The sequence below is a fragment of the Ruegeria sp. BE1 genome, from assembly GCF_056538885.1.
On record NZ_JBQFTY010000005.1, the window covers coordinates 13359 to 29285 of the forward strand.

12 protein-coding genes are annotated in these 15927 nt (G+C 59.7%); 10 read left to right on the top strand and 2 right to left on the bottom strand.

Annotated elements, in window-relative coordinates:
- The first annotated feature begins 58 nt into the window (after positions 1-58).
- From ACR0J5_RS15035 to ACR0J5_RS15055, 5 genes are all read left to right on the top strand, one after another.
- The gene (locus ACR0J5_RS15035; RefSeq protein WP_480654731.1) at positions 59-2035 is read left to right on the top strand and encodes a heparinase II/III domain-containing protein; all 1977 of its coding nucleotides are present in this window, start codon (positions 59-61) and stop codon (positions 2033-2035) included.
- Positions 2036-2226: 191 nt separating this feature from the next.
- On the top strand, positions 2227-4281 hold the full coding sequence (locus ACR0J5_RS15040) for an ABC transporter substrate-binding protein (protein WP_480654733.1): 2055 nt from the start codon (positions 2227-2229) through the stop codon (positions 4279-4281).
- Positions 4282-4353: 72 nt separating this feature from the next.
- Positions 4354-5361 carry an ABC transporter permease gene (locus tag ACR0J5_RS15045; RefSeq protein WP_480654735.1) on the top strand — a complete coding sequence of 336 codons (1008 nt, stop codon included), beginning with the start codon at positions 4354-4356 and terminating at the stop codon, positions 5359-5361.
- A gap of 3 nt (positions 5362-5364) precedes the next feature.
- Positions 5365-6507, top strand: coding sequence for an ABC transporter permease (locus ACR0J5_RS15050; protein WP_480654737.1), 1143 nt, complete (start codon positions 5365-5367; stop codon positions 6505-6507).
- A gap of 1 nt (position 6508) precedes the next feature.
- The gene (locus ACR0J5_RS15055) at positions 6509-8479 is read left to right on the top strand and encodes an ABC transporter ATP-binding protein (RefSeq protein ID WP_480654739.1); all 1971 of its coding nucleotides are present in this window, start codon (positions 6509-6511) and stop codon (positions 8477-8479) included.
- Positions 8480-8494: 15 nt separating this feature from the next.
- Here ACR0J5_RS15055 and ACR0J5_RS15060 read toward each other — a convergent pair whose 3' ends face one another.
- Together ACR0J5_RS15060 and ACR0J5_RS15065 are read right to left on the bottom strand one after the other, a co-directional pair.
- Positions 8495-9226, bottom strand: coding sequence for a response regulator transcription factor (locus ACR0J5_RS15060; RefSeq protein ID WP_480654741.1), 732 nt, complete (start codon positions 9224-9226; stop codon positions 8495-8497).
- Positions 9223-10413, bottom strand: a complete 1191-nt coding sequence (locus ACR0J5_RS15065; RefSeq protein WP_480654743.1) for a GAF domain-containing sensor histidine kinase — start codon at positions 10411-10413, stop codon at positions 9223-9225. The genes ACR0J5_RS15060 and ACR0J5_RS15065 overlap by 4 nt, the downstream gene beginning before the upstream one ends.
- Positions 10414-10635: 222 nt before the next feature.
- Between ACR0J5_RS15065 and ACR0J5_RS15070 the strand changes: the two genes are divergently transcribed.
- Genes ACR0J5_RS15070 through ACR0J5_RS15090 form a run of 5 tightly spaced genes read left to right on the top strand, consistent with a single transcriptional unit; the run spans position 10636 to position 15924 of the window.
- Positions 10636-11649, top strand: a complete 1014-nt coding sequence (locus tag ACR0J5_RS15070) for a substrate-binding domain-containing protein (protein ID WP_480654745.1) — start codon at positions 10636-10638, stop codon at positions 11647-11649.
- Between the two features lie 3 nt (positions 11650-11652).
- Entirely contained in the window at positions 11653-13125 is a 1473-nt protein-coding gene (locus tag ACR0J5_RS15075; protein ID WP_480654747.1) for a sugar ABC transporter ATP-binding protein, read from the top strand.
- Positions 13122-14048 carry an ABC transporter permease gene (locus ACR0J5_RS15080; protein WP_480654749.1) on the top strand — a complete coding sequence of 309 codons (927 nt, stop codon included), beginning with the start codon at positions 13122-13124 and terminating at the stop codon, positions 14046-14048. The genes ACR0J5_RS15075 and ACR0J5_RS15080 overlap by 4 nt, the downstream gene beginning before the upstream one ends.
- Positions 14045-15022 carry an ABC transporter permease gene (locus ACR0J5_RS15085; protein ID WP_480654751.1) on the top strand — a complete coding sequence of 326 codons (978 nt, stop codon included), beginning with the start codon at positions 14045-14047 and terminating at the stop codon, positions 15020-15022. The genes ACR0J5_RS15080 and ACR0J5_RS15085 overlap by 4 nt, the downstream gene beginning before the upstream one ends.
- The gene (locus ACR0J5_RS15090; protein WP_480654753.1) at positions 15019-15924 is read left to right on the top strand and encodes an SMP-30/gluconolactonase/LRE family protein; all 906 of its coding nucleotides are present in this window, start codon (positions 15019-15021) and stop codon (positions 15922-15924) included. Before ACR0J5_RS15085 ends, ACR0J5_RS15090 begins: the two co-directional genes overlap by 4 nt.
- Positions 15925-15927 lie beyond the last annotated feature (3 nt).

A 15927-nucleotide genomic window follows, 5' to 3' on the forward strand; every position in this document is an offset into this window, starting at 1 on the left:
TAAGGACTTTCCAAAGGCAGTTGCATTGATGAGGCACGCGAACAGACTGAGCGGCATCTTGGTCAAAACACTCGGGCCGACACGTCGGCGGATCATACTTTTGGTCTGCGCTGCACTCAGTCTGTTTGCCATCGACGCGCAGGCCCAAAATACCGTCCCGCAGATTATGCTGACAGATGAGGTGGTTGATCGTATTCTGGCCAATCGCGAAACCGACCCTCGCACTGCCATGGCCTTTATGGCGCTATTGGACAGGGCCGAGGAATACCTGACCCAGCCGACCATTGCGGAAACCTATGGCACGCAAGGCAACAAAGCCCCTTATGCTTTTCAGGGCTTCAGCCAGAAACCTGCCGAGCGACTGACAGATTTGGCGATGGCATGGCGGCTGACCGGCGACCCGCGCTTTGCCGAGCGCACGCGGATCGAGCTTTTGCAACTGGCGGCGCTAGAAACCTGGCACCCCGAGTTTTTTCTGGGCGTCGGGCGCATCTCATTGGCGGTTGCATTGGGCTATAGCTGGATCAGTGAAACGCTGAACGAGAGCGAGCATATCGCCATCCGCAATGCGCTGATCGACAAGGCGCTGACCGAGGGGATGAAGATTTACGATCTGGATCAGCTCTATTTCGACAAGGGCTGGGTACAGCCCCAGCAGTGGCGGCATCCGACGCCCGTTCCAATCGCGCTGCCTGATGGGACGGCAACGGCCGATATCATCTGGCCCGTTGCCTCGTTCAACTGGAACCTGATCTGCAATTCCGGAATGATTGTTGCGGCGCTTGCTGTGTCCGAGACCGCACCGGACCTGTCAAACCGCATCATCGAACAGGCGCAGATTTCCCTCAGAAACGGATTTGCCGAATTCGCCCCCGACGGGGCCTGGCCCGAAGGCCCGATGTACGGCGCGCTCTCTGCCCGTGATGCCGCCGTCGTCATGACTGCTCTGACCTCGGTTCTGGGGCATGACTTTGACCTGTCCCGCTCGGACGGGCTGTCGCAGTTTGGCGACTTTCTGATGCATGCGACCGGACCCACCGGCATGCTGTTCAACTATGGTGACAGTGACACCAGCACCGATCTGGTCCCGCTGGAGTGGTTTGCAACGCATTTCCAGCGGCCAGACTATCGCAGCTTTCTGACCGACATGGCCAAGTCTTCGCACCCGGCCTTTGCGCTGATCTGGGGGCAGCCAGACCAACCGCTGTCTGAGGATCAACGACCCAAATCCTTCTGGTTTGGCAATCTGGGTCTGGTGACGATGCGCTCGGCCTGGGAAGACCCCGAGGCCACCTATGTTGGCTTCAAGGCCGGTCCGCTGCGCAGTCACCACAACAACCTGGATGCGGGAACCTTCGTGCTTGAGGCGAAAGGCGTCAGATGGGCGGTGGATTTGGGCTTGGGGAACTATGACCTGCCGGGATACTTCACCGACAAGCGATTTGACTACTACCGCACAGCGACAATCGGACAAAACACCCTGACCTTCGGGGGTGGCAACCAGAAAACGCTGGGCCGCGCACAGATTGAGGACTTCGGACAGTTCCCCGGATTTCACTACGCGATTGCCGATCTGTCCGATCCCTATGGCCAAGCGCCGGGCTCGGTGAAACGCGGAATTGCCCTGATCGACGGCGCACGGGTTTTGATTCAGGACGAGATTGCGGGTGGGCAATCTGACCCTGTTTCCTGGACCATGCACACTGCGGCGCAGGTGTCTGTGGACGGGCGAACCGCGCTGCTGAAACAAGACGGGCAAGAGTTGCGGGCCCGGATCCTTTCACCCCGGAACGCGGCTTTTTCCCTGCAATCGGCCAATCCCTGCAACACGCCGTTCAATTCGGATTGCAGGGCGCAAAATCCAAACACAGGGATCACCCGGTTGATGATCGATCTGACCGCGCAAGACCTGACCAAAGCGCAGACCATCACCGTCCTCTTCGAACCGGTCGAGGCCACAAAGGACCAAACCCTCATACCCCTGCAAGAATGGCGTTTGAACGCAACGCTATCGCATGGAACCACTGCGCAATAGACCGGGGCCTTTCCCAAAATCCATAACACCGGGTCCCTTCGGAATTTTGGCCTGAGCCCCCGAAACGCAGTTTTGTGACACTTTTATGTCAACTCGGGCAGCATAGCCTTTTTCTATACCTCGCGAAGTATCATAAATTTGTTAACTTCGAAGCATAGCACACCCGACGTCACAAAAATGTTGGGATGGTTATGAAACTTCGTACCTCACTGCTCTCGTTCACCGCGTTGGTTGCCCTGGGCACACCGGTGTTGGCCAATTGCCCCGCTGCCACCGTTGCGGACCCCATGGGCCTGAGCCCCGTTCACCCGCAGCAGCTGGAACTGGCTGAACTGCAGGATGCCGCCTCGTGCGAGCTGGGTTTTGCCGAAAACCCCGCCATTGCCGAGCTGAACAGCCGTATTCTGGGCAACGCCGATCTGGCCCCCGTGGCCGAGCGTCTGCCGGCCGAGCCGCTGGTCGTTATGCCCTATGACACGATCGGTCAGTATGGCGGTGTCATCACCGGCCTGTCCAAAGCAACCGAATCGGGCACCTCGGACCTGCTGTCGGTGCGTCACGTGAACTTTGTTCGCTATGCCGACGATTTGCAGACCGTGGTTCCGAACGTTGCCAAGGCGTGGTCCTGGAATGACGACTACACCCAACTGACCATCACACTGCGCGACGGCCACAAATGGTCGGACGGCGCACCGTTCACTGCCAATGACGTCGCCTTCTGGATGAACGACATCGTCTACAACCCCGATGTCTTCGACAAGACCCCCGACCGCTGGCTGTTTGCCGGTGAACAGGCGCAGGTTGAGGCGCTGGATGACACCACCGTCCAGTTCACCTTCCCGGTGCCGACCCCGGGCATTCTGAACCGCTTTGCCGTGGATTACGGCCAGCCGTTCCAGCCCAAGCACTTCCTGGGCCAGTTCATGCCCAAGTATAACGAAAACGCGGAATCGCTGGCACAGGAATACGGCTTTGAAAACGCCGCTGCCGCGGTTGATTTCTACTATGGCGGTTCGGACTGGAAAGACGTGCCCAGCCCGCTGCTGAAAGACGCTGAGAAAGCTGCCAAGATCGGTCGCGCCGTGGTGCCGACGCTGGAAAGCCATATCGTTGTCGAAGAAACCGCCGAAGGCCGCAAACTGGTGGCGAACCCCTATTTCCACCAGGTCGACACCGCAGGCAACCAGCTGCCCTATATCAACGAAATCGTTGAGACCTATGTGGGCGACAAAGAGGTTCAGAACCTCAAGATCATGAACGGTGAAGTGGTCTGGAAACAGCAGGCGGTCTTCCTTGAGGACTTCCCGCTGCTGAAGGAAAACGAAGGTAAGGGTGGCTACACCATCAACTTCGCCCCCACCTTTGGTGAGAACGTATTCTATTCGTTCAACCGCACCCATCAAGACCCGGTTCTGCGCGAAATCTTCAACGACATCCGCTTTAACCGCGCCATGTCGATGGCGATGAACCGCGACGAGATCAACGAGATCGTCTATCTGGGCCAGGGCACCCCGATGCAGGGTGTGCCTGCGGAACCTAAAACCGTGTCCTTTGTCTCGGACGAGGTTCTGAACCGCGACATCGCCTATGATCCCGAAGCCGCCAAAGCGCTGCTGGCCGAGATGGGCCTGACCGATGCGGATGGCGACGGCACCGTGGAACGTCCCGATGGCAAGCCGCTGGTTGTGCGTCTGGTTTACTCCTCTCAGGGTGTGCCGGTGAAAATGCAGGAACTGGTCCGCGACTACTGGTCGGCGGTCGGCGTGCGCGTTGACCTGAAAGAGGTCACCTCGGACGAATACCGTGCCTCGGGCAACAACAACGATCTGGATGTCACCACCTGGAAATACGACGGCAATGCCGGTCCGACCATCAGCCAGGACGTGACTGTCTTCGTTCCGCCCTTTGGTGATTTCTTCAACCCCGGCACCGGGTTTGGCTGGGCCGCATGGAAAACCAGCGGTGGCAGCGAAGGCATCGAGCCGCCCGCAGACATCCAAAAACTGTGGGATCTGAGCGAAAAGTTCATCCAGGTCGAAATGGGCACCGATGAAAGCAACAAGTTGGGCGAAGAGATCGTCAAGATCCACACCGACAACATGCTGAAGATCGGCACCGTCGGCGACATCGTTGCGCCGTTCCTGTACCGCAACGACCTGCAGAACGTGAAGCCGATCAAGTCAAAGACATACGACTTCTACTGGACCTATCCGTACCGCCCCTCGCAGTGGTGGCTTGAGCAGTAACTCAGACCGACGTCTGAACAATGAACCGGAGCGCAGCCCATCTGCGCTCCGGTATCGGCCTTAAAGGGCCTGATGGGGGACACCGTTTTGCTGAGATTCACTCTGGAGCGTTTCGTCGGAATGGTCATCACGATGCTGCTGGTATCGGTGATGGTCTTTCTGATCATGGAACTGCCACCCGGCGACTATGCCGACCGTTACGCATTCCGCAAATACTCGGGCACCGGGGTGAATGTCACCGAAGCGGATATCGAGGCGATCCGACGCGATCTGGGTTTGGATAAACCCATGCTGCTGCGCTATTTCGACTGGATCGGCGGGATCGTTCTGCGCGGCGATTTCGGGCAGGCGTTCGCCTTTGAAACCTCGGTAACCAAAGTGATCGGAGACAAGGCCTGGCTGACCGCCGGGATCCTGTTCTCCACCTTGCTGCTGACCTACATCATATCGATCCCCATCGGCATTTTTGCCGCGGTACGGCGTGGGTCAGCAGTCGATTACGGGCTGACGGTGTTTTCCTACCTTGGCCTTGCGCTGCCAAACTTCCTGCTGGCGCTGGTGATGCTCTATTTCGCCAATCGCTGGTTCGGAGCGGATATTGGCGGGCTGTTCTCGGACCAGTACAGGGATGCACCATGGTCGCTGGGTAAGTTCTGGGATTTGGTGAAACACCTCTGGCTGCCTGCGGTCGTGCTGGCGTGGTCCGCTGTGGCAATCCAGATTCAGACCGTCCGGGCCACCATGTCGGATGAGCTGAACAAGCTTTCGGTCACTGCTGCCCGTGCACGTGGCGTGCCCGAGTTGAAGCTGCTGGTCAAATATCCGATGCGGCTGGCCATCAACCCCGTGGTCTCAACCATCGGGTTCGACGTGAACCGCATCTTTTCCGAACTGCCCATCGTGGCCGTTGTGCTGGGCCTGACCGAGCTGGGAGAGCTGCTGCTGCGCGCCTATCTGGACCTCGACATGAACGTGGCGGGGGCGATCCTGCTGATGCTGACCTTTGTCATCGTGTTCATGAACTTCGTTTCCGATCTATTGCTCGCGTGGCTGGACCCGCGCATCAAACTGGGGGCCTGATCCATGACAGACGCAACCCATCAGGCACAGACCGCCGACGAGGCGGCACGCCTCAAGTATTATTCGGCCTCGCAATGGACGTTGATCTGGTGGCGCTTTCGCCGTCATCGCGCGGCGATGATCGCTGCCTCGATCCTTGGGTTGATGGCGCTGGCCGGTATCTTTGCCGAATTCGTGGCGCCTTATGGCCCCGTGACCCGCGACACCAACTATATCGAAGGCGCGCCGCAAATTCCGCGTTTCTGTGACGAAGGCGGCTGTTCCATCTCGCCATTCGTCAACGGCACTAAAACCGAACGCGACCCCGTTACGCTGCGCGCGATTTCCGTGCCGGACCCCGAGGTGCGCCACTATCTGCAGTTCTTCGTCAAGGGTGAGCCGGTCAAGCTGCTGGGCTTCATCCCGACGGACCGCCATCTGGTGGGGCTCAGCCCCGATGTGGACCAGAAAATCCATTTCTGGGGCACCGATGATCTGGGCCGAGACGTCTTTAGCCGTACGATTTATGCCACGCGCACATCGCTGTCGATCGGGGTGATCGGCGTCATGATCTCATTCGTGCTGGCGCTGATCATCGGCGGGATTGCGGGCTATTTCGCCGGGGTGATCGACAACATCATCCAGCGTGTGACCGAGGTGATCCGCGTGGTCCCCATCATCCCGCTATACATGGGACTGGCCGCTGCGATGCCCAAGGAATGGTCGACCACGCAGGTCTATTTCGCGATGACGCTGATCCTGGGCCTGTTCGGCTGGCCCACCCTGGCGCGGCGCATCCGGTCGCAGCTGCTGTCGATCCGCAATGAGGATTACGTGGTCGCCGCGCGGCTGGCCGGGGCACGTCCGGGGCGCATCATCGCCCAACATATGCTGCCCAGCTTTACCAGCTTTATCATCGTCGATCTGGTGATCAGCTTTCCCTATATGATCCTGTCGGAAACGGCGCTGTCCTTTGTCGGCCTCGGCCTGCGTCCGCCATCGGTCTCGTGGGGTGTCCTGTTGCAGCAGGCCCAATCCGTGCGCGCGATCGAGCAGACCCCGTGGCTGTTTATCCCGGCAATCTTTGTCGTGGTGGCGGTGCTGGCCTTTACCGTGATCGGCGACGGCTTGCGCGACGCCGCTGACCCCTATGCCGAGGTACGGTGACATGAGCAAAATTCTTGATGTCGAAAACCTTTCCATTTCCTTCCGCACAGATGAGGGGCTGATCACGCCGGTGCGCAACGCCTCATTTTCGGTCGAAAAGGGCAAAACCCTTGGGATCGTTGGTGAATCCGGGTCGGGCAAGTCAATCTCGACCAAGGCGGTGATGCGGTTGCTGCCGGGTACCGCGATGATCGATCCGGGGTCGCGGATCGATTACAATGCAAAGAACGGGCAAAAGATCGACGTGACCGCGTTGCGGCGCGGTGATCCCACCATTGGCCGGTTGCGCGGCGGTGAGATTGGCATGATCTTTCAAGAGCCGATGGCCAGCTTTTCGCCCGTCTACACCATCGGCAATCAAATGAGCGAGGCGATCCGCCTGCACCGTCAGGTCGGCCGCCGCGAGGCGCGCGAGATCGCGGTGGATATGCTGAACCGGGTCGGGCTGACCAACCCGGCGCAGCGTTTCGATCAATATCCGCATGAGCTGTCGGGCGGTATGCGTCAGCGTGCGATGATCGCGCTGGCCCTGTCCGCCGGTCCCGCCCTGCTGATCGCGGATGAGCCGACCACGGCGCTGGATGTGACCATTCAGGCCCAGGTTCTGAAGTTGATGAAAAAGCTTCAGGAAGAGTTTGAGATGGGAATGATCTTCATCACCCATGATCTGGGCGTGGTGGCGCAAGTGGCTGACGATGTGGTCGTCATGCAAAAAGGTGAGGTGGTCGAGCGCGGCACCGTGCGTGATGTCATCCGCACCCCGCAAGAGGCCTATACCAAACGGTTGCTGGCAGCGATCCCACGGCTCGATCGTGTTACGCCACCGGCCCCGCTGACCGGCAAGAAACACCGCCCCCTGATCGACGTCAAAAACCTTGTGGTCGATTTCGATGTTAAGACCAAACGCATGTTCCGCACCGATGTCACCAAGGTGCGGGCCGTGGACGATGTGAGTTTCACCATCAAAAAGGGGGAAACCGTCGGGCTGGTGGGGGAATCCGGCTCTGGCAAGACCACGGTGGGGCGGGCCATCCTGCGCGCCATCGACCCCTCGGGTGGCGAGGTGGTTTTCCATCGCAAAAAGAAAGGCGACATCGATCTGGCCCATGCCAGCCCGGAAGAGCTGCGCGCGGTGCGGTCCAAGCTGAACATGGCGTTTCACGAGGGGCCGGTGCACGTGCACTCGCTGGGCGGTGATCTGTTGCGGTCCTTCCGCCCTGAGATGAGCCTTGTGTTTCAGGACCCGTATTCATCCCTGAACCCACGTATGACGGTGCGTGACATCATCGCCGAGCCGCTGGTTGCATCAGGTCAGATGAAAAATCGCGATGAGATTGACGCGCGGGTGCGCGAGATCGCGACGCGGTGCAAGATCGATCTGGAACATCTGCGCCGTTTCCCACACGCGTTCTCGGGTGGGCAGAGACAGCGGATCTGCATTGCCCGTGCGCTGGTGTCCAAACCCAAATTTGTTGTCTGCGACGAATGTGTCTCCGCGCTGGACGTGTCCATTCAGGCCGAGATTGTTGAGTTGCTGAAAGACATACAGCAAGAGATGGGCGTCAGTTTTCTGTTCATCGCGCATGATCTGGCGGTGGTCGCGCAAATCTCGCACAGCGTCGCCGTTCTGTATCATGGGAAATTTGTTGAATACGGCCCGACCGAAAAAGTATTCTATTCGCCCCAGCACCCCTATACGCAGGCCCTGCTGAGTGCTGTTCCACACCCGGACCCGGACGCCGAATTTACACCGATCCGGCTGGAAGGTGGGTTCCGGCATCCCGTCGCAACCGTCCTTGGTGACAGCGTCGCCCTGACCGCCGCACCGGTTGGGTTCAATCCTGATAGCGCTCCCGTCAAGCTGGTTGAGGTGGATGAAGGGCATTTTGTCGCCTGCCACTATGTCGATGGCCCAACACCTGAGACCGCCCCAGACGTGATAGCGCAACCGGCACCTGCACATGTTTCGTGACGAAAGGTCAGGGCTTTAGTTTTGCGGTAAAACCTTTGGCAGCCACTGGCCGAGCTCTTTCTCGGCCACGGCGATCGCCTCGGTGTTCAGGATTTGTGCGCGTATCGCTTTCGATACGGCCCGGACCCGTTTGTTGATGGTTATGTCGGTGCCGCTGACCGGCAAATCGCTGACATCCAGTTTTTCATAGATGGATAACAACCGGTTTTGCACGGTGCGCAGCGCCAGCTTGCGCCGTTGCGCGATTGTTTTGTCGGACAATCCCAGGGCCAGATCGGACAGGATGGCCAGTTCCACCTCGGTCAGTGCCTCACCCGCACGGTTCTGATCTCGCTGGATCTGGTGGATTTCACGATCAACGACAATTTGGGCCTCAACCAGAACCGCACGCAGCGCCAGATGCATGCGCGAGGGGCTGGCGGTTTTCAGGACATAGCCATAAGCGGCCTCTTTCGGCACGATCCGGGTGATGCCGCGCAAATATGCCTCGTCCGAATAGTTGGACCAGAACAGAATACGGGTCGCGGGCCGTTCCGCCCAGATTGTCCTCGCGGCCTCAATCCCGTTGCGTTCCTTCATGCGTAGGTCCATGACAATCGCCTCGACCGCGTTTTGACGGGCCTGCACCTCGCCCTCACGCCCGTTGGTCGCAAGGCTGATATCCGTGGCTTCGGGCAGGGCCTCTGACACCATTTCTTTCAGGTAATTCGCGTGCATGGCGTCATCTTCAACCAACAGAACTTTCATACTGCTACCTCGGTTTTTGGACATTCCGAGGCAGGCAGGCTGACCACGACCTCGGTGCCGTCAGAGTGTGAGATTGCAAACTGCGCCCCGATCAATTGCGCCCGCGTGCCCATATGGGTCAGACCACCAGATGTTCTGAGCCGCCCCGGCGGACTTGCGCCTATTCCATCGTCGGTGACACGCAAGTGCAGGCCATCCCTGCATTGGATCTCGACTAGAATCCTGCTGGCCTGCGCATGGCGGACAGCGTTGTTGATGGCCTCTTGCGCGATACGGAACAGCGCGATCCGTTTGGTTTGCGGAAGCTGATCGACCAGACCGTCAGACAGATCGCGCACGTCGATGTCGATGTCCTGATCTGCGCCGATGGCGCGTTCCAGATGGGTGCGAACCGCGTGTTGAAACCCAAAAAGTTCCAGCAGGGACGGGATCGACATGTCGATGATGCCACGCAAATCCTGAATGCAGCTTTGCATGCTGTCCTGCAGGGCATCGATATCCTGACGCGATTTACACCGCTCAAGATCGCGGCTGATGCGGGTCAGATCGGCCAGTGTCTGATCATGCAGGTCCATGCCGATACGCTGCCGCTCCAGCTCCAGCGCGTCGGTCAGGCTTGAGGCCCCTTGCCGCAGACCTTCCTCGCGGGCCTGTACTTCGGCGCGCATGATCGCCTCGCGCTTGGCCTGTTCCGTGGCGCGCAGGGCGTAGAAATAGGGGGCAAGGATGTCCGCGATGTTGCGCACCTGCTCAACGGCCTGTTCGTCATAGAAATCGGGTTTCTTCGAGGAACAATTCAGCGCGCCTATCGTGCGCCCCAGCACTTTCATCGCCACATTCACGCGGCTGCGCATCTTGTGCCGTATGATTGGCCCGGCATCGGCCCCTTCGAATACGTATCTTGGGTCTTCCAGAGCGTTCCCGGTCAACAGACTGTCGCACCGACCCAGCAAAATATCCCGTACCGGTGAAACTGCGGCGGGCGCGCGGGTGCGGCTCCAACTGGTGTGCAAACCCACCTCGTAGCTGGTGTTCAGGGTGCCTTCTTCGTCGATCAGGCAGACGTCAAGGTGGTCGACCTCAAGTATCCTGTCGATCTCGGACTTGACCGAGCGCAAAGCGGATTTGATGTCCAGATTACCGGCCAGGTGATTGGAAATCCGCAGGTAATAAGCAAGGTCTGCCATATGCGCGCCCCTTCGAAACCGGCCTCAGGCGTCCGGCAGAGGTGACTATATCGCCGGGGCAGGGGCGTGTCATGCGGATTGCCGCAGCGAATTTGCGGGAACCCGCAAGCTTTGCGCGCGTCTTACTCTTACACAATTGCCCCGCCCGTTGAATCCTTGCGCAGCCAGCTTGAGGAGGCGGGCGCAATTTGTGCGGCGGTTGGGCCGCTCAGGGAGGAAAAGATGACACTGAAGGCCATATTGCTCGGCGCCGTTGCCGGGACCACCGTACTTGCTGCATCTACCGTCGCGGCGGATACGTCGGACAAACGCATTGCTCTGTCGAACAACTATGCCGGAAACTCGTGGCGTCAGGCGATGCTGGAAAGCTGGCAAAAGAACGGGGACGCAGCTGTTGCCGACGGCGTCGTTGCTGCGGCGGATGCGTTCACGACCTCGGAAAACCAGGCCACCGAACAGGCGGCGCAGATTCAGAACATGATCCTGCAGGGCTATGACGCCATCGTCATCAACGCGGCCTCACCCACGGCCATCAACGGCGCGGTCAAGGCGGCCTGTGATGCAGGCATTACCGTCGTTTCCTTTGACGGCATCGTGCAGGAACCCTGCGCATGGCGCATCGCGGTCGACTTTCAGCAGATGGGCCGCGAGCAGGTAAAATACCTGGCCGAGCGGTATCCGGATGGCGGTAACCTGTTGGAAATCCGCGGATTGGCGGGCGTGTTCGTGGATGATGAGATCAGCGCGGGCATTCATGATGAGGTCGCCAACAGCAATTTTGAAATCGTTGGTTCCGTCCATGGTGACTGGGCGCAGGACGTGGCGCAAAAGGCGGTTGCGGGTATCCTGCCCAGCCTGCCTGAAATCGTGGGCGTCGTGACACAGGGCGGTGACGGATACGGTGCCGCGCAAGCCATCGGAGCAACCGACCGGTCAATGCCGACCATCGTTATGGGCAACCGTCAGGACGAACTACAATGGTGGGCCGAGGAAAAAGACGCAAACGGTTATGAGACGACTTCGCTGTCGATTGCCCCGGGTGTGAGCACGCTGGCCTTCTGGGTCGCGCAGCAGGTTCTGGATGGGGCTGATGTTCCCAAGGATCTGACCGTCCCCTTCCTGACCATCAATCAGGATGAGCTGGACGAAGCGCTGAAGACCACGCCCAAAGGCTCGGTCGCCAATGTGGAATACACATTGGAAGAGGCAAAGGCTGTTATCTCGGCGGCTCAGTAATCCATGACCGAAACCCAATCGATACCCGGCGCACCAGATGCGCCGGTTGTCACGCTGGACGGGGCCAACATGTCCTTTGGCCCCGTCCACGCGCTGCGCGCCGCGTCCATTTCGGTGGGCGCGGGCGAATGCGTCGGGCTGGTGGGCCATAACGGGGCTGGCAAGTCGACACTGGCGAATGTGATCAACGGGCGGCTGACACAGACCGGCGGGTCGGTGGCGTATCGAGACGGAGACGCGGCCCTGAGAAACAGCCAGAACGCCCAGAACGCCGGGGTTCGCAGCGTGTTTCAGGAACTGTCCCTGTGCCCCAACCTGACCGTGTTGGAAAACCTGCGCATTCCCTATCGCAACATGCCTCGCAAGGGCTGGCGCCGTGTGGCGCAACAAAGAATTATCGCCGCGCTGGATCTGGTCTTTCCGGGCCATGGCATCCGCGCACATGCAACCGTGGGTGACCTGACCATCGCCGAACGGCAGATGGTCGAGATTGCGATTGCCTTTGCCGAACGCGACCGCGAACCCAGCCTTGTTATTCTGGATGAGCCGACATCCTCACTGGATGCGGCCATCGCTCAGCAGTTGCTGGATCATATCAAACGGTTCTGTGCCTCGGGCGGGGCCGTTTTGTTCATTTCGCACATGATGGGTGAGATTTTTGAGGTCGCGACGCGGATCGTCATCATGAAAGACGGTCAGATCGTGGATGACCAAGCAGCCCATGCCTTTACCCGCAGCAGCATCGTCGATGCGATGGGCCATGTCGCGCCCGATCACGCAGAGGCCGAACAGGCGCGCGCAAACCGTCCTTTGGGGGATGAGGTGATCCGGGCCCGGAACGGCCTGAATGCCCGCAAGGGTGAGATCGTGGGGCTGGCCGGGTTGGCCGGGCACGGGCAGGCCGAAGCCCTGGCGCAGATTTTCTTTGACCATTCCTCGGTCTGGAAGACGTCGAAACAGCCCGAGGTGGTTTTTGTCGCCGGTGACCGCTCGCGCGACGGGGTGATGCCTCTCTGGTCGATCCTGCGGAACCTGTCATTGACCACGCTGCCCGAGTTCAGCCGCAAGATCATGGTGGATCGCGGCAATGAGGCCGGGTTGGTGCAAAGCTGGAAAGAGCGGATCGGCATTCGCACCGATAACCTTCTGAACCCGATCCTTTCGCTGTCGGGCGGCAATCAGCAAAAGGTTCTGTTTGCCCGTGCGCTGGCCTCAAGCGCGCCGATTGTGGTGATGGATGACCCGATGCGCGGCGTGGATGTGGGCACCAAGAAAGAAGTCTATCAGATGATTCAGGATGAGGCCGCCAAAGGGCGCAGCTTTCTGTGGTACTCGACCGAGACGGATGAGATTCTGGAATGCGACCGGGTCTTTGTGTTCCGCGCGGGCGAGATCGCGGCGGAACTGACCGGTGACGAGATTTCCGAGGAAAATATCCTGCGCGCCTCGTTCGAAATGCAGGAGGCCGCCGAATGACCGCCGACCGTATGCGTCTTTTGCTGCCGGTTCTGTCGCTGGCGGTCTTGCTGGGGGCCGTGTTTTACCTGCAGCCCCGCGCGATGAGCTATTTTGGCCTGAACCTGCTGTTCAATCTGGCAATTCCCGTGGCCCTCGCAACGATTGCTCAGATGATGATCATCATGGTCAACGATATCGACCTGTCGATTGGCACCTTCGTCAGTTTCTGCGCCTGTGTCACCGCCACCTTTGTGCATGACACGCCGCTGTTGGGCTATGCCATCCTTGCCGCCGCCATTCTGGCCTATGCGGGCTTGGGCGCACTGATCCAACTGCGCGGCCTGCCTGCCATTGTTGTCACGCTGGGCATGTCCTTTGTCTGGGGCGGACTTGCAGTGCTGATCCTGCCCTCGCCCGGTGGGGCCTCGCCCGAGTGGCTGAAAACGCTGATGAGCCTCAAGACGCCTCTGGTGCCCATTGCCGTTATCGCGCCGCTGGTCATTGCCTTTGTGGTTCACCTGCTGATCAAGCGATCCTGGGTGGGCGTGATCCTGCAAGGCGTCGGTGGCAACGAACGCGCGATGGAGCGAGCAGGCTGGTCCGTCGTCAAACTGCGCGCCGGGGCCTATGGGCTTGCCGGGTTGTTCGGCGTGCTTGCGGGCATGTCTCTGGTCGGGCTGACAACGGCTGCGGATGCCAATATCGCGCTGCGTTATACGCTGTTGTCGATTGCCGGGGTAATTCTTGGGGGCGGAGAGTTTGTCGGCGGCCGTATCTCACCCTTCGGGGCGGTGGTCGGGGCGCTGACGCTGACACTGGCTGCAAGCTTTCTGTCCTTTCTGCGCCTGTCGCCAGATTGGCAGATCGGTGCACAGGGCGCGATCCTAATCCTCGTGCTGGCCGTCCGGCTGCTGTTCGTGCGCAGGGGGGCAACCGCATGACCGATGAAACAACCACGATGGAAACGCGCCCTGGCCCCGTGCGAGAGGTTCTGCGCAAGCCCTGGCTCTGGGCATATGTGGCTGCAGCACTGACCTTTGGCGCAACTTCGATGCTGGCCGGATCGGGGGCGGGATCGCTGCTTTATGCAGCGCTGACCTTCGCGTCTTTCTCGGCCATTGTCGGAATCGGTCAGATGCTGGTGATCACCCTTGGCCCCGGGAATGTCGACCTGTCGATCCCCGCTTCGATGACACTGGCCGCCACGCTGGCACTGAAATTCATGGATACCCAAACGGGGCTGATCCTGCCGGGGCTGCTGGTTGCCATCGGCGTTGGGATCGGCTGCGGAGTACTGAACTTCGCGCTGATCCTGCTGCTGCGCATCCCGCCGATCATCGCCACCCTGTCAGCGTCTTTCATCTATCAATCGCTGGCAATCTGGTCGAACCGGGGCCTGCGGATCAAACCGCCCGAGCCTTTGGCCGATTTTGCTACCGGCGGAACGCTGGGCGTACCAAACGTGGCGCTGGTCGGGATCGCGCTGGCGGTGTTGGCGTGGCTGTTGCTGGAACGTGCCATCGCCGGGCGCTGGATTTCCGCCATCGGCCAGAACCTGCGCGCCGCCCGGCTGAGCGGCGTTCCTGTCAACGCGGTGCGCTTTGCGGTCTATGTAAACTCGGCCGTCTGCGCCGCGCTGGCCGGGTTCCTGCTGGCCAGCTTTTCGGGTGGGGCCAACCTGAACATGGGCACCGAATACATGCTGATGTCCATCGCCGTGGTCGTGATCGGAGGGTCATCGATCGGCGGAGGCAATTCAAACGTGCCGGGCATCTGGGGGGCTGCGCTGTTCATGTTCCTGATCGTGTCGATGCTGAACTCATATGGGTTGGGCGCAGGCATACGGCTTATTTTGACCGGTCTGGTGATCGTTGGCGTTGTCACACTGGCCAATCGCAAAGGATATGGCGCATGACCCAAGCTCAGCTTTACGATGTGATCCGCCCCGAATTCGGCGATCTGATCCACGCCAATCTGGCACTGTCGCGCATTTCAACCGGGCATGCGTGGACCGAGGGGCCGGTGTGGTTTCCTGCCCATAACACCCTGCTGTTCTCGGACATTCCCAATGAGCGTATCTGCCGCTGGACACCCGACGGAGGAACCAGCATGTTCCGCACCGCGTCCAACTATGCCAATGGCAATACCCGCGACCCGCAGGGCCGTCTGGTGACCTGTCAGCACGGCACCCGGTCAGTCGTGCGCACCGAACATGATGGCAGCCGCACCGTTTTGGCCGATGCGCATCAGGGAAAACGCCTGAACTCACCCAATGATGTTGTGGTGCATTCGGACGGGTCCGTTTGGTTTTCCGATCCTACCTATGGAATTCTTTCGGACCTTGAGGGGCACAAGGCCGATCCTGAGCAAGACGGAAACTACGTATACCGCGTCGACCCTGCGGATTTGTCTGTGACCAAAGCAGCAGACGGGTTTGTGCAGCCCAATGGGTTGGCCTTTTCCAAGAATGAATCCCGGCTTTACATCGCGGAATCCGGCAGCAGCCATGACGCCTCGGTGCCGTCGATCCTGAAGGTGTTTGATGTCTTGCCGGGCGGCAGCGTGACCAACGGGCGCGACTTTGCCAGAATCGACAATGGCCTGCCCGACGGGCTGCGGGTGGATCGCCATGACAACATCTGGTGTTCTGCGGGGGACGGGGTGCACGTGTTCTTGCCTTCGGGCGATCTGCTGGGCAAAATTCTGGTGCCCGAACGGGTGGCAAACCTGACCTTCGGCGGCGAACGCGGCAACGTATTGTTCATCACTGCAACCACCTCGGTCTATTCGATCTTCGTGAATACGGCAGAGCGCTGAAAA

Coding starts and splice junctions, on each gene's coding strand:
- ACR0J5_RS15040 (WP_480654733.1), top strand. CDS start 2,227: ATGAAACTTCGTACCTCACTGCTCTCGTTCACCGCGTTGGTTGCCCTG.
- ACR0J5_RS15055 (WP_480654739.1), top strand. CDS start 6,509: ATGAGCAAAATTCTTGATGTCGAAAACCTTTCCATTTCCTTCCGCACA.
- ACR0J5_RS15075 (WP_480654747.1), top strand. CDS start 11,653: ATGACCGAAACCCAATCGATACCCGGCGCACCAGATGCGCCGGTTGTC.
- ACR0J5_RS15065 (WP_480654743.1), bottom strand. CDS start 10,413: ATGGCAGACCTTGCTTATTACCTGCGGATTTCCAATCACCTGGCCGGT.
- ACR0J5_RS15050 (WP_480654737.1), top strand. CDS start 5,365: ATGACAGACGCAACCCATCAGGCACAGACCGCCGACGAGGCGGCACGC.
- ACR0J5_RS15080 (WP_480654749.1), top strand. CDS start 13,122: ATGACCGCCGACCGTATGCGTCTTTTGCTGCCGGTTCTGTCGCTGGCG.
- ACR0J5_RS15085 (WP_480654751.1), top strand. CDS start 14,045: ATGACCGATGAAACAACCACGATGGAAACGCGCCCTGGCCCCGTGCGA.
- ACR0J5_RS15060 (WP_480654741.1), bottom strand. CDS start 9,226: ATGAAAGTTCTGTTGGTTGAAGATGACGCCATGCACGCGAATTACCTG.
- ACR0J5_RS15070 (WP_480654745.1), top strand. CDS start 10,636: ATGACACTGAAGGCCATATTGCTCGGCGCCGTTGCCGGGACCACCGTA.
- ACR0J5_RS15045 (WP_480654735.1), top strand. CDS start 4,354: ATGGGGGACACCGTTTTGCTGAGATTCACTCTGGAGCGTTTCGTCGGA.
- ACR0J5_RS15090 (WP_480654753.1), top strand. CDS start 15,019: ATGACCCAAGCTCAGCTTTACGATGTGATCCGCCCCGAATTCGGCGAT.